The 20720-nt window shown below is 67.8% G+C and carries 19 protein-coding genes and 2 riboswitches; of the genes, 7 read left to right on the plus strand and 12 right to left on the minus strand.

Translation table 11 applies throughout. The annotated features are described in order from the left end of the window. Position 1: 1 nt before the first annotated feature. From mobA to AC1DZV_RS14000, 5 genes are all read right to left on the minus strand, one after another. A complete protein-coding gene (gene mobA / locus AC1DZV_RS13980) occupies positions 2 to 673 on the minus strand; it encodes a molybdenum cofactor guanylyltransferase (protein WP_476953937.1) in 672 nt (223 codons plus the stop codon). Positions 674 to 767: 94 nt separating this feature from the next. After that, positions 768 to 1268 carry an HNH endonuclease gene (locus AC1DZV_RS13985; RefSeq protein WP_026266867.1) on the minus strand — a complete coding sequence of 167 codons (501 nt, stop codon included), beginning with the start codon at positions 1266 to 1268 and terminating at the stop codon, positions 768 to 770. A 219-nt stretch (positions 1269 to 1487) separates the two neighbouring features. Continuing rightward, positions 1488 to 2252 (minus strand): NlpC/P60 family protein, encoded by a 765-nt coding sequence (locus tag AC1DZV_RS13990; RefSeq protein ID WP_079555356.1) that lies wholly within the window; start codon positions 2250 to 2252, stop codon positions 1488 to 1490. Positions 2253 to 2547: 295 nt separating this feature from the next. After that, positions 2548 to 2717, minus strand: a riboswitch (cyclic di-AMP (ydaO/yuaA leader). Between the two features lie 136 nt (positions 2718 to 2853). After that, complete coding sequence (locus AC1DZV_RS13995; protein ID WP_476952060.1) at positions 2854 to 3675, minus strand: M23 family metallopeptidase; 822 nt, start codon at positions 3673 to 3675, stop codon at positions 2854 to 2856. A 4-nt stretch (positions 3676 to 3679) separates the two neighbouring features. Beyond that, positions 3680 to 3894: riboswitch (cyclic di-AMP (ydaO/yuaA leader) on the minus strand. 150 nt (positions 3895 to 4044) lie between these two features. Continuing rightward, positions 4045 to 4740: an iron-dependent transcriptional repressor DtxR gene (locus tag AC1DZV_RS14000; protein WP_476952061.1), complete on the minus strand. Its 696-nt coding sequence runs from the start codon at positions 4738 to 4740 to the stop codon at positions 4045 to 4047. A 345-nt stretch (positions 4741 to 5085) separates the two neighbouring features. Here AC1DZV_RS14000 and serC point away from each other — a divergent pair, with 345 nt between their 5' ends. Beyond that, positions 5086 to 6216, plus strand: a complete 1131-nt coding sequence (serC, locus tag AC1DZV_RS14005) for a phosphoserine transaminase (protein ID WP_476953938.1) — start codon at positions 5086 to 5088, stop codon at positions 6214 to 6216. Positions 6217 to 6277: 61 nt separating this feature from the next. Here serC and AC1DZV_RS14010 read toward each other — a convergent pair whose 3' ends face one another. Genes AC1DZV_RS14010 through AC1DZV_RS14020 form a run of 3 tightly spaced genes read right to left on the minus strand, consistent with a single transcriptional unit; the run spans position 6278 to position 8657 of the window. Continuing rightward, positions 6278 to 7597: an MFS transporter gene (locus AC1DZV_RS14010; protein WP_476953939.1), complete on the minus strand. Its 1320-nt coding sequence runs from the start codon at positions 7595 to 7597 to the stop codon at positions 6278 to 6280. Between the two features lie 44 nt (positions 7598 to 7641). After that, positions 7642 to 8265 carry a DUF3027 domain-containing protein gene (locus AC1DZV_RS14015; protein WP_476953940.1) on the minus strand — a complete coding sequence of 208 codons (624 nt, stop codon included), beginning with the start codon at positions 8263 to 8265 and terminating at the stop codon, positions 7642 to 7644. An 8-nt stretch (positions 8266 to 8273) separates the two neighbouring features. Further along, complete coding sequence (locus AC1DZV_RS14020; RefSeq protein ID WP_018776003.1) at positions 8274 to 8657, minus strand: cold-shock protein; 384 nt, start codon at positions 8655 to 8657, stop codon at positions 8274 to 8276. Between the two features lie 177 nt (positions 8658 to 8834). Here AC1DZV_RS14020 and AC1DZV_RS14025 point away from each other — a divergent pair, with 177 nt between their 5' ends. From AC1DZV_RS14025 to AC1DZV_RS14050, 6 genes are all read left to right on the plus strand, one after another. Beyond that, a complete protein-coding gene (locus AC1DZV_RS14025; protein ID WP_079555362.1) occupies positions 8835 to 9068 on the plus strand; it encodes a hypothetical protein in 234 nt (77 codons plus the stop codon). Between the two features lie 10 nt (positions 9069 to 9078). Next, positions 9079 to 11571, plus strand: coding sequence for a helicase-associated domain-containing protein (locus AC1DZV_RS14030; protein ID WP_476953941.1), 2493 nt, complete (start codon positions 9079 to 9081; stop codon positions 11569 to 11571). Next, entirely contained in the window at positions 11568 to 13214 is a 1647-nt protein-coding gene (locus AC1DZV_RS14035) for a DNA repair helicase XPB (protein ID WP_476953942.1), read from the plus strand. Before AC1DZV_RS14030 ends, AC1DZV_RS14035 begins: the two co-directional genes overlap by 4 nt. 78 nt (positions 13215 to 13292) lie before the next feature. Further along, positions 13293 to 14003 carry a response regulator transcription factor gene (locus AC1DZV_RS14040; RefSeq protein WP_018775770.1) on the plus strand — a complete coding sequence of 237 codons (711 nt, stop codon included), beginning with the start codon at positions 13293 to 13295 and terminating at the stop codon, positions 14001 to 14003. 2 nt (positions 14004 to 14005) lie between these two features. Beyond that, positions 14006 to 15472 carry a sensor histidine kinase gene (locus tag AC1DZV_RS14045; protein WP_223914293.1) on the plus strand — a complete coding sequence of 489 codons (1467 nt, stop codon included), beginning with the start codon at positions 14006 to 14008 and terminating at the stop codon, positions 15470 to 15472. 190 nt (positions 15473 to 15662) lie between these two features. After that, positions 15663 to 15950 (plus strand): WXG100 family type VII secretion target, encoded by a 288-nt coding sequence (locus tag AC1DZV_RS14050; RefSeq protein ID WP_026538909.1) that lies wholly within the window; start codon positions 15663 to 15665, stop codon positions 15948 to 15950. A 13-nt stretch (positions 15951 to 15963) separates the two neighbouring features. On the opposite strand, the gene AC1DZV_RS14055 is transcribed toward AC1DZV_RS14050, so the two are convergent. From AC1DZV_RS14055 to AC1DZV_RS14070, 4 genes are all read right to left on the minus strand, one after another. After that, entirely contained in the window at positions 15964 to 17022 is a 1059-nt protein-coding gene (locus AC1DZV_RS14055; RefSeq protein WP_476953943.1) for an RNase H family protein, read from the minus strand. 135 nt (positions 17023 to 17157) lie between these two features. Then, a complete protein-coding gene (gene groL, locus AC1DZV_RS14060) occupies positions 17158 to 18795 on the minus strand; it encodes a chaperonin GroEL (protein WP_079555368.1) in 1638 nt (545 codons plus the stop codon). Positions 18796 to 19090: 295 nt separating this feature from the next. Beyond that, entirely contained in the window at positions 19091 to 20359 is a 1269-nt protein-coding gene (locus AC1DZV_RS14065) for an ABC transporter substrate-binding protein (RefSeq protein ID WP_476953944.1), read from the minus strand. Between the two features lie 59 nt (positions 20360 to 20418). Next, positions 20419 to 20622, minus strand: a complete 204-nt coding sequence (locus tag AC1DZV_RS14070) for a cold-shock protein (protein WP_026266832.1) — start codon at positions 20620 to 20622, stop codon at positions 20419 to 20421. Between the last annotated feature and the right edge of the window lie 98 nt (positions 20623 to 20720).

Genomic DNA, 20720 nt, shown 5'->3' on the forward strand with positions numbered 1-20720 from the left:
TTCAGCTGTGCAGAGCCGGGCCGGAGCCCGGACCGCCGTCGGGAATCCTGCCGGATACCCCCAGTGCGGACGCGTCATCCCAGGTGTCGACGTCATCCGTGGAACCCGGGGGAACGCGAACTTCCCGCACGTCCAGCCTAGCAAGAAGGGCGAACACCGACGCGTTTTCCAGCCGGTCCCGGGACGCGGCGTCCGCGACAGAACGTTGTAGCCCAGCCGTGCCATAAAAGCCCGCAAGCGGCTGCTTCCGGCCGTCGGCCGAGACGGCCATGACGCCGTCGGCCCCACCCCTTTCCGGCGTGCCTGCAGCAGACGCGGCCAGCGCCTCGGCCAGGGCACGGACCGCGCCTTCCGACCGGGGCATGTCACACGCCAGGACGAGGGTATAGGGCGCGGCGGCTGCGTGCCGGCTCGCGTGATCGGCGGCCAGGGCGGCCAGCCCCGCCGCGATGGCTGCGGCCGGACCCGCGAAGGGAGGCTCTTCCCGGCAGGTCAGGACGCCGCCGGGCAGGCCCCCGGGGTCGGGGCCGACGACGACGGTGAGCCCCGCCGCGCCCGCGGCCCGCAGTGACCGCTCCAGGAGGGTGGCGCCGTCGTAGATCAGCCCGGATTTGGGCACGCCGCCGAGGCGTGAGGACCGCCCCCCGGCGAGAATGATGGCATCGAACTCCATCGGTTCAGCCTAGCCCGGCGCCAGCGGCCACTGAACAAGCCGTAACGTGCGCCGGCAGCGTCTTCACCGGCTGATCAGCCAGCAAGGAGGCAGATCAGGCAGCCGATTCAGGCAGCAGGAACGGATCCCAGGCCGGCGTCGGCTTCTCGAGTTCCTTGATCTGCCAGATGGCACCCTTTGGCGGGCCCGGAACAAAACCGATCTTCCAGCCCATCTCCGCCGGCGTATGGTCGCTCTTGGCGTTGTTGCACCGCAGGCACGCCGCCACCAGGTTCTCCCAGGAGTCGGCTCCGCCCCGCGATTTGGGCTGGATGTGGTCGATGGTGTGGGCAGCCTTGCCGCAGTACGCGCAGCGGTGGGCATCCCGGCGCAGCACGCCGCGGCGGCTCACCGCAGTCATCGTGTTATACCTGGGCCGGATGTAGCGGTTCAGCAGGATCACGGACGGGCGGCCCAAAATGTCCTGGGGGCCGACCACGGGGTCGTCCCCTTCGGCCACCACGCTGGCCTTTCCGGTCAGGACAAGGACGAGCGCCCGGCGGAAGGTGATGACCGCCAGCGGTTCATATCCAGCATTCAGAACGAGAGTGCGCATCCGCATACCTCTTCACGGCCGCACCCGCCAGCGGCACGAGGGCCGGCTGCCCTCTGCATGGTCGGGCTATGGATCGACAACACAAGAGTAAACACTCAAGTGCCGGATCACCGAATATTTTTTCACCGGCGCGGTCCTCAGCGCGGAAAGTTCACTGCGCGGCAACGCAAAAGACCCCCGCCTGGAGGCGGGGGTCTTTCGGAATGCTGGGGTTCGTGCTTAGGCGCCGACGCGGATGAAGACCGGGCCGGAGCCGACGTTGACGCTGTACAGCGCGGTGGTGCCGCCGTTCCAGCCGCCGTGCACTGCCATGCCGTTGCCGACGTAGACCGCGATGTGAGCCATGCCCACGCCGCCGTTCTGGTAGTAGGCGAGGTCGCCCGGGCGTGCCTCGGCGGCGCTCACGGTGCGGCCCAGGGACAGGTAACCTGCCGGCCAGCCGTGGTAGTGGATGCCGGCCGCGGCCAGGGCGTTGGTGGCCAGGGCGGTGCAGTCCTGCGCCACGCCGATCTGTGCGTAGGCAGCAGCGGCGATGGTCGCGCCTGCGCCGCTTCCGATGCCCGCGGGGGCCTGGGCAGCGACGCCGCCGCTGACGCCCAGCTCGGTGCCGCCGGCGCGGGTGGCCGTGGCCGTGGCGTCCTGGACCTTCACGACGGGCTTGGGAGCCTCGACGACGGGAGCCGGCGTGGTGGTCACGGCGGGCTTCTCGTAGGAGATCGCGATGGTGGAAGCGGCCGAGATGGTGGCCGGAGCTGCGGACTGGACTTCCAGGGCCGAAGCGGAGGTGGATTCGCGCTGAACATTGGTTTCAGCAGCGTTGGCTGCGATTCCGCTGGTCAGGACCAGACCGGAAGCTGCGGCGATGACCGCGGCCTGACGGCCCACGCCGCCGGCGTTGTCGCCGACAGCCTTAGCAATTACAGCCAGCGAGTTGGTCTTGGTGACCTCGGCGCGGTGCCGTGCAACGTTTGCACGAGTAGTCATTAAGTTCTCTCTTTCGTGATCCTTGGACCGCGCGCTTTCGGGCACGGACTGAGGACGCTCCGGCATCTTGGGGGTACGCCGGATCGCCCCGAAATGGGTTACTTAGCGAAGGGTGTACTGCGAAGACGCGCCAAAAGCGGAAACTGCATGCTGTCCGGGCTCGGTAGAGATTGAGCCTGCGGAACGTGATCCAATCCGGGCGCCGGCAAGGGCGGCACGTGATGTGGATTCCAGCGGGCTCGACAGAGCCTCGCCGGTGCGCATGCGCGCAGAATTGTGGCGTGAAGACACGAAAGTAGCCTCTCCCAATGCCTACGAGGTGAGCTGTCGGATTCGGATGGGAGTCACCCGGCCGCGCTGCTTCCTGGGAAGCTTTGCGACTTAACCCCAAGGCCTTCTTTCGAAGGCCAAAATTGGTTCCCCCGCCCCTGCCAGACGATGTAATGCGAACGGACCTTGAGCGGTGGCAGAGCTAGGCAATCCACTCAAGAGCGCCAACTTCGGAAAAGTTGGCGTGCTTCAAACCCTACAGCAGTCCGGATCCAATGTCACATTCAGATCACGGCGTGTCACAAGAAGTTGAGAGCTGCCCATCGTCTTTCTAGAGCCAGCCGAGCGGGTCAACGACTTCGCCGTTGACCATCACTTCAAAGTGGAGGTGGCAGCCGGTGGAGGCGCCGGTGGTCCCGCTCATGGCGACGACGTCACCGCGGGAAACCTTCTGGCCGACCTTGACCGAGGCCGAGGACAGGTGGTTGTACGTGGTCTCCAGTCCGTTGCCGTGATCGATGACCACGCGGTTCCCCCCGCCGAAGGGATGCCAGCCGTTGAAGGTCACGGTGCCGCTGGCGGCCGCGTGGACCGCCGTGCCGCACTGGGCGGCGAAATCCTGGCCGCGGTGGAACTCCCCCGCGCCCCCGGTAATGGGGCTGACGCGGTAGCCGAAGGGCGAGGCCGTGACCAGCTGGTCGAGCGGCGCACCCAGGGTGCCGGCCGATGCCGCGCGGGTGATGGTGCCCACAGACTGGGCGCTCAGCAGCTGCTTGAGTTTCCCGTCCGGATCACCCTTCGTGGTGACGGCCGTGCGGTTGAAGTCGACTTTGGCGGCAGCGGCAGCGGTGACATCCGGCTGCACGGCAGCCGAGAGCGCGCCGGATTCTCCCGGATTCGAAGCCATCACCGGGCTCGTGACGGGGACCGTCACAGTCAGAACCAGACCAGTTGCGGCCAGTGCGATCCCGGCCTTCTGCCCGACTCCGCTGGCCGCGGCAAAGTCCGTGACCTGGCGGAACGGACTGCGACGGCGACGGCGTTCATCGCGGTGCACGTCCCGCGGGCGTTCGGCCGTGTGTGCGACGACGGGACGCGGCTCCGGAGCGGGACCGGTCGCGCGGCGACGGCCCCTGGCGGTCTGGGTGGTCAAGAACGGTTCCTCTCTGGATGGCCTGCGAAGTTAGCTGTCGGATTCGGGTCAGAGAGATCAAAGACCCGGTCCGCCGTTGCAAGCAGCCAAGCACAGAGGCATCCCCAGGGGATCCTTCGGTGGAAGCTGCTTGCCGCTGACGGACTTCACCCCAAGGCTGCCGAAGTAGCAGCCGAAAGTGGTTCCCCCGCCCCTGCCAGGAGGTAGTTCTGCGACTGATCCGCTGGCAGGGCTCGGCTTCGGATCAGGTAACGCTTTGGTATCGGTACTGGGCACTAACTATAGGCGATTAAGCCGCCCGGTAATAAATCCGTAACCGCAATTGTGGACAACTCATGGGTCGTCCCATGACCGGCGCGTAGTGGCTGGTCAGGCGACTGTTACAAAGACGTGCGCGGCAACCTCGGGCGGCAGCTCCAGGGCACCTTCGATATCGGGGACGCGGACCGAGATGTACTCCCCCACCCGCTCCAGCGAGACCAGCGCGCCAGGCCTGATTCCGCCCTCGTCGAGCTGGGCCAGAAGCTCCGGCTCCACCTGGATCGGCTCCGCGAGCCGGTTGACCGTAACCCGTGAAGTTGCCCCGTAGCCGGCCATGGCCTCCAGCAAGTTCACGGGCCTGTCCACGGGGGCGCCATTGGGCACGCCGCCAAGATCCGCAAGCCCCGGAATAGGGTTTCCGTAGGGCGAGACTGTCGGGTGGTTGAGCATCTCGAAGATTCTTCGCTCGACACGTTCGCTCATGACATGTTCCCAGCGGCACGCTTCCTCGTGGACGTAGGCCCAGTCGAGCCCGATCACGTCCGCGAGGAGGCGTTCGGCCAGACGATGCTTGCGCATGACACCGATTGCACGTTTCCGTCCGGTTTCCGTCAGTTCAAGGTGCCTGTCGCCGGAAACAACCACCAGCCCGTCGCGCTCCATCCGGCCGATGGTCTGGGACACAGTGGGGCCGGAGTGGCGGAGCCGTTCGGCGATGCGGGCGCGGAGGGCAACGATGTTTTCTTCTTCAAGTTCCAGAATGGTCCGAAGATACATCTCCGTAGTATCGATCAGATCCGTCATTCAGCTCAGCTCCTCGAGCGCAGTCCTAGCGTCATTCCCACCGTACCGCGTGCGGGCTGCATGCAGGATGCGCCCAGGCGGGAACCGCCGTACGTTCGCATGCCAGCCTAGCCTATTTTGAATTACTCCGGATAATCTTTCGATCGACCTGAAGCTATTGTCCCAGCCCCAGCCGGCCGGCCGTCCCCGGCGTCTCAATGACCGGACTATGACAGGCCTTTTTCTGTATCGCCGGGAGCTGTCAGGCAAAATAAGACAGGCAGAATGAAGAGGGGTGTCCGTGGTAGCCATCCCTGCCCGCCACCTCCCAGCCACGCTACGAACCAGCCGAAAATTGGAGCCACTGTGAGCGACACCAGCATCACGATCCCCGCCAACCTCCTGCCCAAGGACGGACGGTTCGGCGCCGGCCCGTCCAAAGTCCGGCCGGAACAGATGGACGCCCTGGCCGCGGCATCGTCGAAGCTGCTGGGGACCTCCCACCGCCAGGCGCCCGTGAAGAACCTGGTCGGCTCGGTGCGCAGCGGCCTCAGCGAATTCTTCCGGGCACCGGAAGGCTATGAAGTGGTGCTGGGCGTCGGCGGATCCACCGCGTTCTGGGACATTGCCAGCTTCGGGCTCGTGGAGAACAAGGCGCAGCACCTGTCCTTCGGCGAGTTCGGCTCGAAGTTCGCTTCCGCCACCAACAAGGCGCCGTTCCTTGCCGAGTCCTCCATCATCAAGGCCGAACCCGGCACCCGCCCCACCGCCCGGGCGGAGGCCGGCGTCGACGTCTATGCGTGGCCGCAGAACGAGACCTCAACCGGCGTTGCCGCCCCCGTCCAGCGGGTGGCCGGCGCCGACGAGGGGTCGCTGGTGCTCGTGGACGCGACCTCGGCCGCGGGCGGGCTGGACGTGGACGTGGCGGAGTCGGACGTGTACTACTTCGCGCCGCAGAAGAACTTCGCGTCCGACGGCGGCCTGTGGCTGGGCCTGTTCTCCCCGGCCGCGCTGGAACGGGCGGCACGGATCAAGGCCGGCAACCGCTGGATTCCCGACTTCCTTGACCTCCAGACGGCGATCGACAATTCCCGGCTGAACCAGACCTACAACACCCCCGCGCTGGCCACCCTGGTGACCCTGGACGCCCAGGTGCAGTGGCTCAACGCCAACGGCGGCCTGGACTTCGCCGCCGGCCGGACCGCGGATTCTGCCGGCCGCATCTACCGCTGGGCCGAAGCGTCCGAATACGCCACGCCGTTCGTGGCCAAGGCCGAGGACCGCTCGAACGTGATCGCCACGATCGACTTCGACGAATCGATCGACGCCGCGGCCATCGCCAAGGTGCTCCGCGCCAACGGCGTCGTCGACACCGAGCCGTACCGCAAGCTGGGCCGCAACCAGCTGCGCATCGCCACCTTCGTGGCGATCGAGCCCGACGATGTCTCGGCACTGCTCGAGTGCATCGATTTCGTCGTGGCGGAACTGAAGAAGTAGCCCCGCGTCCGGCGTCGTCACGGCCCCTGGGAACCTAAGCCGTGACGGCGCCGTCGTCGTTTCAGGTCCGTCCGCCCTGCTGTGCCTCCGGCCGCGCGTCCCGGCCGGCACCGGCCGGGCCGGTCCGGCTTTCGACGCGGAAGTACCGCAGCCCGTGGGCGCGGCGGTTGAAGTGGAGCCGCAGGTGCTTCGCGCGGATGATCCACACCAGCCCGATCAGGGCTGCCAGCAGGCCGGCGCCTGCCGCGACCGCCATGGACCAGCGGGGGCCGGCGGTGTTTGCCACCCAGCCGACGAGCGGCGCACCAAGGGGAGTTCCGCCCATGAAGATCGCCATGTAGAGGGCCATCACCCTGCCCCGCATTACGGGCTCTGTCGTGGTCTGGACGTATCCGTTGGCGCTCGTCATCATGGTGATTGCGAACAGCCCCACGGGCACAAGTGCGACGCCGTACCAGAAGTAGTTCGGGGCCATGGCTGCGATGCCCGAGGTCACGCCGAAGGCGGCGGCCGCCCCGAAGATGACCCGCAGCCGTGGCTTGCCGCGCCCGGCGGACAGCAGGGCCCCGGCGACGGATCCGATGGCCATGATCGAATTCATCAGGCCGAAGGCCCCCGCGTCCAGGCCGAATTCGGTCCCCACCATGGCCGCGATGAACAGGGCGAAATTCAGCCCCAGGGTTCCCAGGATGAAGATCGCCACCAGCACCACGACCAAATCCGGACGGTACCTCACATAGCGCAGCCCCTCCCGGATCCTGCCCCTGCCCGCCGGTGCCCGCGGCAGCCGGCGCAGCGACGACGACGGGATTTTCGCCAGGCTCAGTAACAGGGGCACAAAGGTGAGCGTATTGATGAGGAAGACCCAGCCGGGCCCGACGACGGCCGTGAGCACGCCGGCGACGGCCGGACCGATCATCCGGGCAACATTGAAAGACGCGCTGTTCAGGGCCACGGCGTTGGGGAGGTAGTCGTCCTGGACCAGTTCCGAGACGAAGGTCTGCCGGACGGGGGCGTCCAGGGCCGAGACCACCCCGAGCATCAGGGCGAAGGCGTAGACGTGCCAGAGCTGCGCCGCGCCCGTGACCACCAGGATGCCCAGCCCCGCGCTCAGCAGCGCCATGGCGGACTGGGTCAGCACCAGGAGCCGCTTGCGGTTGAACCGGTCGGCGACCAGTCCGGCCACGGGTGCCAGGAAGAGTTGCGGGCCCAGCTGCAGGGCCATCGTGATTCCCACCGCCCCGGCATCGTGCGCCGTCAGGTGGGCGAACACCAGCCAGTCCTGGGCGGTGCGCTGCATCCAGGTGCCAACGTTGGAAATAAGGGCGCCGACGAACCAGATCCGGTAGTTCAGGATGTGCAGGGATTTGAACGTGGACATCAGCCCCAGCCCTCCCCAGACACGCTCCCGGACGCTCCCAACCGCTAGTCGGCCTCGCCCGTTGAGCGTTCCCGCTCGGCGTCGTCGGCGTCGTCGGGGTCGGCGTCGTCGGTGTCGTCGGTGTCGTCGTCGGGGTCGGCGTCGGGGTCGGCGTCGGCGTCGGGGTCATCCTGCTGGTCGGCGTCGGACGCCTGGGACGGCGCTTCGGAACCGGACGGCGCCTCGGCAGCCTCGTCAGCCTGCGCGTCTTCCGGGCGGACCCGTTCGGCCCACGGAACCCATGCCGGTGCCAGGATGGAGTCCTCGGAGGGCAGGAGGCCAAGTTCGTCCACCGTGACCACCTTGGAGCGCGAGTTGCGTGTCAGCACGGCGTACCACTGCCAGCCCAGGTATCCAGGGAGCCTGGATTCGAACAGGTGGGTCACCAGGCGGTCGCCCTCGCTCCGGGCACCGAGGTGCTCGCCGATCTGCTCGGCGGGGGCAATGCCCTCCACCGCGGTGCGGGCGGCGTCGACGGCGGCGGCCAGGAAGGCGTCAGGCTTGCCGGTGCGCCAGACGGGCACGCCGGCGCGCGGGCGGATTCCCTGCTTGGAGCCGGTTGCTTTGGCCCCGGCGGGCGCTGCGGCTCCGGCATCCGGCGCTGGCAACTGATCAGGTTCCTGAGTCATCAAAAGCCTTATACGTCCAGCTCGTCGGCAACCTTACGGAGGGCCGCTGCGATCGCCTTGCCCTTGTTGCCTTCCGGGTACTTGCCCGCGGACAGGGTCCCGGACAGGTTGTCCAGCACGCTGACGAGGTCCTGGACCAGCGGGGCAAGGTCCCTGGCGCTGGGCCGCTTTGCCTTGGCGATGGACGGCGTCTTGTCCAGCACGCGCAGGCCCAGGGCCTGGGCACCCTTGCGTCCGTCGGCTACACCAAATTCAACACGCGTGCCGGCCTTGAGCTCCGTAATGCCTTCGGGCAGCGCGGACTTGGGCAGGAAGACTTCCTGGCCGTCCTCGCCCGCGAGGAATCCGAAGCCTTTTTCCTTGTCATACCACTTGACCTTGCCGGTAGGCACGTAATCAACCTTCTTCGTTCTGCGGGGACACGGCCGGCGGTCACCGCATCCGCATGGATACGCGGGTTCAGGGTATGACTGCCCGGACCGTGTTGGTCTGTATCTCCAAGGTTATCCTGCCTGGTTCACTTTAACGGCTTGAGGCGCGGGCGATGCCGGACTGTTAGCGTTGCCCCCATGACACTGACGCGTTACCGGCGGCCTTTGATGATCGTAGCGGCCACCCTTGCTGTGCTGTCCCTCGTTGCCGTCGGCGCTGTCATGGCCATGGCCTTCAACAATGCCGTGGCGCCGGCCTGGATTACCTCGACGGCCCTTTACGGCCTCCCGGTGGCATTCCTGCTCATGCTGGCGCTCGTTGTCGACGCGGTGGCAGCCCGGCGCCGCCCGCGCGGGCCCGGCGAAAGGTAACGTTGGAGCGATGTCCCTCATCCGCGCGCTCAGCAAGGAACTTCAGGCACGAAGCGACGAATCGTTGCGGGCCCTGTTCTCCGCGCGGCCGGACCTGATTTCTCCCGGCGTCCCGGACTTCGCCGCCCTCGCCGCCCGCGCCAGCGGACGCGTCAGCGTGCAGCGGGCACTCGAACGGCTCAACCGCCCGCAGATGCAGGTCCTGGAAACCCTGCACCTGTGCACCAACGCCGATACCGGGCACAGCGCGTCGGCGGCGATGCTGAAGAAACTGATCAACGGCTCCTCGGTTGCCGCCGTCGACCGGCTCCTCCATTCCCTGCAGGAACTGGCCCTCGTCCACCGCGCCGATCCGCCGCACGGCGCGACCCCCGCCGCCGCCAAGCAGCGCCACTACCTTCCGGTCGGCAGCCTCAAGGACGTGATTGGCATCTACCCAGCGGGGCTCGGGCGCAGCTACACCGAACTTGTGCGGCTCCAGCCTGCTTTTGCACAGCGCGTGGTGCAGCTGGTGGGGGAACTTCACCGCGCCGGGGCGTCCATCTCCCCCGCCACGACGCCGATGGAAGCCGCCCTGTCCCTGCAGCACTGGACGGCAACACCGGAATCGCTCCAGCAAATCCTGGCCACCGCACCGGACCGGACCGCTGCCCTTCTGGCCCGGTTCGGGAACTGGGCCATGGGCGCCGTCCCGCAGGCGCAGCGCCGGGCGTCCGTGCTCCACGAAGGCGCCGACGTCGGCCCCGTGGACTGGTTGCTGGCGCGCGGGCTGCTGGTACCGCTGGACGCCGCGCACGTCGAACTGCCGCACAGCGTCGGGGTGTCGCTGCGCGGCGGGTTTGTCATCGAGAACTTTTCGCTCACGCCGCCCGTCCCCCGGCTGGGCAACACGAGCGCGGGGTTGCGCCGAAACGCCGCGTTGGGCGCCATCGCCGAGACACTGCGGCTCGTGGGCGAAGTGCTCTACACCGTGCGCGAACAGCCGCTGGCGACGCTGCGCAGCGGGGGCGTCGGGGTCCGGGAGATGAAGCGGCTGGCGGATTCCCTGCGGATGGAAGTGCACGAGGCCGGTGTCCTCGCGGAGCTCTGCGGAATGGCCGGTCTGCTGCGGCTGGACGTCGACAGTTCTGCGTGGGTGCAGCCGCCGCAGCTGGAGTGGCTGTCGCTGCCGAGGCAGGAGCAGTGGCTGTGGCTGGTCAACGCCTGGCTGGCCAGCGAGCGCGCACCGTCCCTCGTGGGCCAGCCGGTGAATGCTGCCGCCCCGGGCCCGGCAGGGCACCGGGGCCCGGCAGGGACCACGATCAATGCGCTTTCCGCCGAGGCGCAGCGGCCGGACGCCCCGGTGGTCCGCAAAAGGGTCCTGGAAATCCTGCACGAACTCACCCTTGAGGCCGTGGCGCCCGACGGGCAGGCCCCGGTCCTCGATGCCGCCGCTGTGCTGGAGCGTGCCGAGTGGACGCAGCCCCGGATGGCCAGGCGCTTCAGCTCGCTGATCCGCGGCATCCTCGCGGAGGCCGAGATGCTCGGCCTGATCGGCTCCGGGGCGCTGAGCCAGCTGGGCGCCGCGATCGCCGCCGAGCAGCCGGACGACGCCCTGGGGATCCTGGGCGAACACCTGCCGGCGGCCCTGCAGCATGTGTTGCTGCAGGCGGACCTGACGGCGGTGGCGCCGGGCTACCTCGACCCCGAACTGAGCGAACGGCTCCTGACCATGGCCACGGCCGAAGGGCAGGGACCGGCCACCATCTACCGGTTCTCCGTCACCTCCGTGCGCCGTGCCCTCGACGCCGGCCAGGACGCCGCGGCGATGCTGGACTTCCTGCGCCAGCATTCAGCCACCGCCATCCCGCAGCCCCTCCAGTACCTCATCGAAGACACTGCCGCGCGCCATTCCCGGCTCCGGGTGGGGGCCGCGGCCAGCTTTATCCAAAGCGAGGACGAGGCTGCCCTGCTGGAACTGCTCAACGCCCCGGCCGCGGCCGGCCTCGGGCTGGTGCGCATCGCGCCCACCGTGGTCGTCTCCCACGCCGCGCCCCGGGAAACCGCTCAGGCCCTCCGGGGTCTGGGGCTCGCCCCGGTCCTGGAGGAAGCTGCCTCCGCGATCGTCCGGCTGCGCCGCAGCACCCCTGCGCCCGGCAGCGGCCGGCCGGTCTACACGGCCCCGCGGACCGCTCCGCCGGAGGCCGACATCGAGGCCCAACTGGCCGTGCTGCGCACCAACGGGTCCCGGGCGCCGGGCKCCGGCGCCCACCCGCCGGCGGCACCGGGCAGCGAGGAAGCGACCCAGCTGGGCCTCGAGACCCTGCTGAAGGCGATCCGCCTCAGGCAGCGGGTCATCATGAACGTCGTGGACAGCATGGGGAATGCCACCCGCGAGACGGTTGTTCCGGTAGCTGTGAATGGCGGGCGGGTGCGGGTGTTCGATCCGGACAAGGAGATCGAGCGGGTCCTGTCCATCCACCGCATTATCGACGTAGAAGCTACAGAGGAATTGTTCCAGTGAATGACGGGCCCCTGATCGTCCAGAGTGACAAGACCATCCTGCTGGAGGTCGACCACGAACTCGCAACGGAGGCCCGGCACGCCATCGCGGCGTTCGCCGAGCTGGAACGGGCCCCGGAGCATGTGCACAGCTACCGGCTGACGCCGCTGGGGCTCTGGAACGCCCGGGCCGCCGGGCTGGACGCCGAAAAAGTGCTGGACACCCTGCTCACGTACTCCCGTTTCCCCGTGCCCCACTCCCTGCTGATCGACGTCGAAGAGACGATGTCCCGGTACGGCCGGCTCCGGCTGGAGAAGGACCCGCAGCACGGCCTGGTCATGCGCACCTCCGACTACCCGGTGCTCGAGGAAGTCAGCCGCGCCAAGAAGATCGCCCCGTTGCTCGGGCCACGGATCGACGGCGAGACGGTGGTGGTGCATTCCTCCCAGCGCGGCCAGCTCAAGCAGCTGCTGCTCAAGCTTGGCTGGCCGGCCGAGGACCTGGCCGGCTACGTGGATGGCACCCCGCACCCCATCATGCTCAACGAATCGGGCTGGAAGCTGCGGCCCTACCAGCAACTGGCCGCGGAGAACTTCTGGGCCGGCGGCAGCGGCGTCGTCGTCCTTCCCTGCGGCGCCGGCAAGACGCTGGTCGGGGCGGCCGCCATGGCCACCAGCTCCACCACCACACTGATCCTGGTGACCAACACCGTCGCCGCGCGGCAGTGGAAGGACGAGCTCCTCAAACGCACGTCGCTGACCGAGGAGGAGATCGGCGAGTACTCCGGCTTCGTCAAGGAAGTCCGGCCGGTCACGATCGCCACCTACCAGGTCCTGACCACGAAGCGCGGCGGGCTGTACCCGCACCTGGAGCTCGTGGACGGCAACGACTGGGGCCTCATCATCTACGACGAGGTCCACCTGCTGCCCGCGCCGATCTTCCGGATGACGGCGGACCTGCAGGCCCGCCGACGGCTCGGGCTGACCGCCACGTTGGTGCGGGAGGACGGCCGGGAGGGCGAGGTCTTCAGCCTGATCGGTCCGAAACGCTACGACGCGCCGTGGAAGGACATCGAGGCCCAGGGCTACATCGCCCCGGCCGATTGCGTGGAAGTCCGGGTGGACCTGCCCCGCGACGAGCGGGTGGCCTATGCCATGGCCGAGGACGCCGACAAATACCGGCTGTGTGCCACCTCCGAGACGAAGACCCGGGTGGTCGAAGAACTCGTCGCCGAACACGCCGGGGAACAGCTCCTGGTGATCGGGCAGTACATCGACCAGCTCGACGAGATCGGCGAGCGCCTGGGCGCGCCGGTGATCAAGGGCGACACGTCGGTGAAGGAGCGCCAGCGGCTGTTCGACGCGTTCCGCGCCGGCGAGGTGCAGACCCTGGTGGTGTCCAAGGTCGCCAATTTCTCCATCGACCTGCCCGAGGCGTCGGTCGCGATCCAGGTCTCCGGTTCATTTGGGTCCCGCCAGGAGGAGGCGCAGCGCCTGGGCCGGCTGCTGCGCCCGAAGAAGGACGGCCGCTCCGCCCGGTTCTATTCGCTCGTGGCCAGGGACACCCTGGACCAGGATTTCGCCGCGAAGCGGCAGCGGTTCCTCGCCGAGCAGGGGTACGCCTACCGGATCATGGACGCCAAGGACGTGGGCACCGCGGGCTAGGCGGGTGCCGGGGATGCGGCCATGCAACACACAACCTCCATTCAGAAAACTCCCAGAGTCTGGGAGCATCATGGGAACATGAAGAAGAACGGTCCCGAAGCCAAGCTGCTTGTCGTCGATGACGAACCGAACATCCGCGAGTTGCTCTCCACGTCCCTGCGCTTCGCTGGTTTCGAAGTCGTCTCGGCCGGGAGCGGACGCGAGGCACTGGCTGCTGCTGAGTTGCACTCCCCCGATCTGGCGGTGCTGGACGTCATGCTGCCGGACATGGACGGCTTCACCGTTACCCGCCGCCTGCGCGCCGCCGGCAAGCACTTCCCGGTCCTGTTCCTCACGGCCAAGGACGACACCGAGGACAAAGTCACCGGCTTGACCGTGGGCGGGGATGATTACGTCACCAAACCGTTCAGCCTCGACGAGGTGGTGGCCCGCATCCGCGCGGTACTCCGGCGCACCCAACCCCAAGTGGACGACGACGCCGTGATCCGGGTCGATGACCTCCAGCTCGACGACGACGCCCACGAGGTCCGCCGCGGCGGGACCGTGATCGAGCTTTCGCCCACGGAATTCAAGCTCCTGCGCTACCTCATGCTCAATCCGAACCGGGTCCTGTCCAAGGCCCAGATCCTCGACCATGTATGGGAGTACGACTTCAACGGCGACGCCTCGATCGTGGAGTCCTACATCTCCTACCTGCGCCGCAAAGTGGATATCGATCCCGATGCCCCGGCACTGATCCAGACCAAGCGCGGCGTCGGCTACGTTCTGCGGACTGCCGAGAAGCGCTGACCTTGCTGTACCGCTGGAAATCGGCGTCGCTGCGCTCGCAGCTCGTGGCCATCATGATGGCGCTCATGCTGGTGGCCCTCACGGCTACCGGGGCGGGCACGCTGACGCTGCTGCACAGCTTCCTGCAGGGCCAGGTGGATGACAAGCTCCGGGCCGCCGTCGAATCCGCGCGGCAGCAGCAGTCCTTCAGCCAGCTGCAGGAGACCAACTCCACCGTTCCCACCGACTACTCGCTGATGCTCTTCAGCCCCGGTCTTCCGCCCTACACTTTCGGCGGCGACAAGGAGTCCCACCCCGCGCTCAGCACCTTTTCCTCGGTCGAGGCCCGGGAACGCCAGCAGATGCCGTTCCAGGTCCGCGGATCCGAGGGCGGCAACTGGCGGGTGGTGGCCGTCAGCGTGGTGGACAACAACAACCGCGGCGCCGTCGTGGTGATCGGGCTGCCGCTGGACCCCGTGGATTCGGTGATGGAACACGCTGCCCTGGTGGTGGTGGGCGTGGGCCTGCTGACGCTCGTGCTGGCGTTCTTCATTGCCACCTGGACTGTTTCGCGGTCCTTCCGGCCGCTGGCGCGGGTGGAGAAGACTGCCGCCGCGATCGCCGCGGGAGACTTGTCCCAGCGTGTGGAGGTGGAAAACCCGGGCACGGAGGTGGGCCGGCTTGGGAGCTCGCTCAATGCCATGCTCGCGCACATTGAGACGGCCTTCGCCGCCAGGATGGCGTCCGAGGCGCGGATGCGGCGCTTCGCCGCCGACGCCTCGCACGAACTGAGAACCCCGCTGGTGACCATCCGCGGGTTCTCCGAGCTGTACCGGCACGGGGCGTTGTCCACTCCGGAAGACGTGGCCACGGCAATGGGGCGGATCGAAAGCGAAGCCAAACGCATGGGAGCCATGGTCGAAGACCTGCTGCTGCTGGCCAGGATCGACGAACAGCGGCCGTTGCAGCAGAAACCCGCCGACCTGCTGCTGCTGGCCAACGACGCCGTGGTGGACACCCAGGCGAGCGACCGCAGCCGCACCATCACCCTCACCGGGATTGACGGCGCGGCCCCGGCCGCCGCCCCGGTGCTGGGCGACGAAGCCAAACTGCGCCAAGTGGTCAGCAACCTGGTCGGCAATGCCCTGCGCTACACGCCGGAGGGCACCCCAGTCGAAATTGGCGTCGGGGTCCGGACCGCACCGGACGGAACACGGCAGTCCGTGATCGAGGTCCGGGACCACGGACCGGGGGTTCCGGATGAGGAGGCGGCCCGTATTTTCGAGCGCTTCTACCGGGCCGACACCTCCCGGACCAGGGAGACCGGCGGCAGCGGACTTGGCCTGGCGATCGTGGCCGCCATCGTCGGCTCGCATTCCGGGTCCGTGCGGGTCGGGAAGACCGACGGCGGCGGTGCCACGCTGGTGGTCAGCATCCCGCTCCTGGACGAAGAGGCCACGGAACGGTCCACAGCGGACTTATCCACATAGGGGCCGACGCCGGTGTCCGGCCGGCGCGCCGCCCGCCTACGCTCGTGGTGTCCGGAAGATCCGGATGAGGCAGCCGCTTCCCGCCGGCTCTCACCGAAAATGTCATCGCGATACCTCACCGCTGACCCGCTGACGTTCACCGTGCTCCGCCGGGCCGCGGCCGCCTCCCGAGCATTCGAGAGGCATTTCCATGAGCATCATCTCCGTCGATACGGAACTCCTCCAGCTGAAGTCCGCCAACGTCCAGGCCACGGTGGAGAGGATCAGCGCGGACGTCCACGCCATGAAGCGGGGGCTGGACGAGCTCCAGGGCAGCTGGCGGGGCTCCGCGGCGACTAATTTCCAAACCCTCGTGGCCGAGTGGACGCTGACCCAGGGCAGGGTCGAGGCGTCCCTGGCGTCCATCAACCTCGCGCTGAACTCCGCTGCCGCCACCTATGCGCAGGCGGAACTGGGAAATGCGCAGCGCTTCACGTGAGCCGCACGCGCCCTCAGGCCTCGGGTGTGCCCTGGTGGAAGCGGAGGCGCCATTGCGCGCCTTCAAGGACCCACAGGGAGCTGCGCAGGGCCGATCCCTCACGGGTGTGGCTGCGGTAGGTCAGGATGATGGTCTTCTCACCCAGCCGGTCCGCTCCCAACAATTCCAGCTCCACGGCTCCGCCCGGGTTGTCCTCGAGTGACATCATCATGGCGTCGCGGGTCCAGATCCGGCCGGAGCTGCCGATTTCGGTGAAGTCCGGGTGGAGCAGCACGCCCGTGCGGCCCAGGTCCGCCCGGGTTTCGGGGCGGAGCAGTTCGCGTTCGAGGGACTCGACGACGGCTTCGGCGCTGGCCTCCGCCAGGTCCACGGCAGGTTCTTCTTCGAGTTCGCTGAAGAGGTCCGGTTCGTCGTAGGTCCCCGGCGCGCCAAAGAGTTCCTGCTGGCCGGCTGGCGCCGGGGTTGCCTGCGGCCGGATCGGGGCCGCAGGGGCGGCGGCGGGCTGGGCGTCGGGCTGCGGGGCGGCGGGCTGTGTCTCGCCCTGCGGTGTCTTGTCCTGCTGTGTCTTGCCCTGCGGTGTCTTGCCCGCTGGCGGTTCGCCCTCCGGGGTGCCGAACCCGGGACCCTGCCGGACGGCCACGCCCTGCTGGTAGGCCGTGGCCGCTGCCCGGGCGCGGACGTCCGCCGCCTCGTTGAGCTCGTGCCCCGCGTGGCCCCGCACCCACTCGAAGGTGTATTTGCGGCCCACGAGCGCCTGGTCGATGTCCTTGAGGAGGTCCACGTTCAGCACCGGCTTGCCGTCGGCTTTGCGCCAGCCCTTGCGTTTCCAGCCGGGCATCCACTTGGTCACGGCGTTGATGACGTACTGGCTGTCGCACAGGATCAGCAGGTCTTCCCCGGGCATGTGCGCCGTTGCCCGGAACAGGTCCAGCACCGCCATCAGTTCGCCTTGGTTGTTCGTGCCGTGGGGCCATCCGCCGGCCCGCCAGCAGTCGTCGTTCACGTACCAGGCCCAGCCGGCCGGGCCAGGATTTCCTAAGGCCGAACCGTCGGCCGCTGCTGTAATCGTCACTGACCTATCCTGCCAGAACCCGCCGACGCCCACCGACGCTCCCTTGGACAGGGACAGCGTTTAACCGGCGACGGCGGCCCCACCCGAAGGTGGGACCGCCGTCGTCGAACAGCCGGTGATGGCTGGCGCGGGTGGTTAGAAACCGCCCATGCCGCCCATGCCGCCCATGTCGTCGCCGCCGCCCATCGGGGCGCCACCCTTCTCGGGCTTGTCGGCTACAACGGCCTCGGTGGTGAGGAAGAGGCCGGCGATGGAAGCCGCGTTCTGCAGGGCAGAGCGGGTTACCTTGACCGGGTCGTTGATGCCGGCGGCCAGCAGGTCGACGTACTCGCCGGTGGCGGCGTTGAGGCCGTGGCCTGCGGGCAGGCCGCGGACCTTGTCCACGACGACGCCAGGCTCGAGGCCGGCGTTGAAGGCGATCTGCTTCAGCGGGGCGTCGATGGCAACGCGGACGATGTTCGCGCCCGTTGCTTCGTCACCGGAGAGCTGCAGGTTCGCGAATGCCTTGGCACCGGCCTGGATCAGGGCAACGCCACCGCCGGCGACGATGCCCTCTTCGACAGCAGCCTTGGCGTTGCGGACGGCGTCCTCAATGCGGTGCTTGCGTTCCTTGAGCTCGACCTCGGTTGCGGCGCCGGCCTTGATGACTGCAACGCCGCCGGCCAGCTTGGCCAGGCGCTCCTGCAGCTTCTCGCGGTCGTAGTCGGAATCGGAGTTCTCGATCTCGGCGCGGATCTGGGACACGCGGCCGGCGATCTGGTCGGCGTCGCCTGCACCCTCGACGATGGTGGTCTCGTCCTTGGTGACAACAACCTTGCGGGCCTTGCCAAGGAGTTCGAGTCCGGCGGTCTCAAGCTTGAGGCCGACTTCCTCGGAGATGACCTGGCCACCGGTGAGGATGGCGATGTCGGCCAGCTGCGCCTTGCGGCGGTCGCCGAAGCCCGGAGCCTTGACGGCGACGGACTTGAAGGTGCCGCGGATCTTGTTGACGATCAGGGTGGCCAGGGCCTCGCCCTCGATGTCTTCGGCAATGATCAGCAGCGGCTTGTTGGACTGCATGACCTTTTCCAGGACAGCAACCAGTTCCTTGACGTTGGAGATCTTGGAGTTGACGATCAGGATGTACGGATCCTCAAGGACCGTTTCCTGGCGCTCGGCGTCGGTGACGAAGTAGGCGGAGATGTAGCCCTTGTCGAAGCGCATGCCTTCGGTCAGCTCCAGCTCGAGGCCGAACGTGTTCGACTCCTCGACGGTGATGACGCCTTCCTTGCCGACCTTGTCGAGGGCTTCGGCGATCAGGGCGCCGATCTCGTTGTCGCCGGCGGAGATTGACGCGGTGGCGGCGATCTCTTCCTTGGTCTCGATTTCCTTGGCGGAGGCCAGGAGCTCGACGGTGACCGCGTCAACAGCCTTCTCGATGCCGCGCTTGAGGGACAGCGGGTCAGCGCCGGCCGCGACGTTGCGCAGGCCTTCCTTGACGAGGGCCTGTGCCAGCACGGTTGCCGTGGTGGTGCCGTCGCCTGCGACGTCATCCGTCTTCTTGGCAACTTCCTTGACCAGCTCGGCGCCGATCTTTTCGTAGGGATCGTCCAGCTCGATCTCCTTGGCGATGGAAACACCATCGTTGGTGATCGTGGGGGCGCCCCACTTCTTTTCGAGGACGACGTTGCGTCCCCGCGGGCCGAGGGTGACCTTGACGGCGTCGGCGAGGATGTTCAGGCCCCGCTCAAGACCGCGGCGTGCCTCTTCATCAAATGCAATGATCTTGGCCATAACGGCAGTAGTCCTTTCGGGACAGTCGTTAAGAATGAACCTTCGCTGTGGTGCCCGCGACGGACGATCCCTACCCCGCGGCCTCTGTATGCCGCCGGGTCCGGGATCTCACCCCAGCAAGGTGTTTCTTTAGCTCCTGGACCGGCTGCCCCACTTCGCGGCCGGGCGGACCGGGCGTCGTGTTAGCAGTCAGTGCGCTGGAGTGCTAAATCAATAATTAGCACTCCCCCGGGGAGAGTGCAAGCAGTGGCCGGCCGGAACCGGCCGCCACGCGGGCACAATACGCTACGAGCGATCAGCTACCGCTGCTGCTCGCGGTTTCCGTGCCGTCCACCGTGGGCAGGTTGTCCTCGCCGTAAGTCGAAACCATATAGTTCGCTTCGGTAATGTCGCCGTGGGCATCAAAGTTGATCCGTCCGGACTGGCCGTCGTAGTCGGGCCGCTGGCCTGCCCGGAGGACGCCGACGCAGTCCTTGTAGCTCGTGCATGACTCGCTGGGCGCCTGGCTGCCGCCGGCCCCGGTTCCGCCTGCTGCGGGGGTTCCGCCGGAGACCGCGACGAGGGACGCTGCGATGGAGGTCCCGGCGTCGTCCTCTGCGGCGGCCGCGGCGACGGCGGCCAGGACGACGGCGTCGTACGTCTCGGCGGCGAACACCATGTCCTTCAGCCCGGGATCAACGGCCACGAGGTCCGCCTGGAAGGCGGCGGAGGGAAACACGCCGGGCAGGATCCCGCGTGCACCCTCGAGCGCCCGGGCGCCCAGGCCAGAACCGTACTTGCTGACTGCTCCGTCGCTGAGGACCAGCTTCTTGCCGGCGAGGCCGACATTGTTCAGCTCGGCGATGGCGCCCTGTGCGCCGTCGCGCGAGACCAGGATGACGGCGTCGGGGTTGGCGGCTTTGGCGGCGGCGGCAGCCTGTTGCGCCTGGTCGGGGGTGAACTCCGCGTCCGCCACGACTTCCAGTCCGGACTGTTTCGCCGCGCCGCCGACGGCGGCGGCGACGTCTTTGCCGTAGTCGCCTTCCTCATGCAGCACCGCCAAGGTCCTGGCGCCGCCGTCTTTGACCAGTTTGGCGAGGACGGATGCTTGGGCGATGTCGGCGGCCGAGGTGCGGAAATAGTAGCCGCCGCTCTTGTAGTTGCTGAGCGCGGCGGCGGTGTTGGCCGGGGAGATCACGGCTACTTTGGCGTTGGCCAGCACGTCGATGGCGGCCGGGGCACGGCTGGAATCGGTCGGGCCGATCACGACGTCGGCCTTGGCGGCAACCAGCGCTTTCGCCTGGGCGGCGGTGTCCGTGCTGATGGTTTCCGGCAGCAGCTCCACCGGTTTGCCTTTGTGGCCGCCAGCAGCGTTGATCTCCTTGACGGCAAGTTTGGCCGCCGCGAGCTCGGAGGCGTTGAGGAAGTTCTGCTTGCCCGTGTTGTCCAGGATCAGGCCGATGCGCAGGGTGCCGTCACCGCTGGCGTCCGCGCTGGCCACGCGGGCACTGCCCGCGGGGCCCAGGCAGCCCGTCAGGGCCAGGGCCGCTACTGTGCCCGCCGCCAGGGCGCGGCCCAACGGCAAATGTCCTCCGCGGCGCCCGGCCGCGTTCCTTGGGGCGTTCGTGACGGCAGCCAGTACCACTAGGCGGGCCGGACGCTTTCGGCCTGCGGGCCCTTTTCGCCCTCGCCGACTTCCAGTTCCACCCGCTGGCCCTCGTCCAGGGCGCGGTAGCCTTCCCCGACGATCGCGGACCAGTGCACGAAGACGTCGTTCTCGGACCCGTCCACGGTGATGAAGCCGTAGCCCTTTTCGGCGTTGAACCATTTGACGGTTCCCAGTGCCATTGTGTCCACACTTTCAGCTAGCTTGCGTGCGGCCCACCTCGATGTGCGCCGCGGACTGCGAAGAGAAATCCGCAGATACTGTACCCACAGCGTCCCCC

Source organism: Arthrobacter sp. P1_D12, assembly GCF_056406175.1.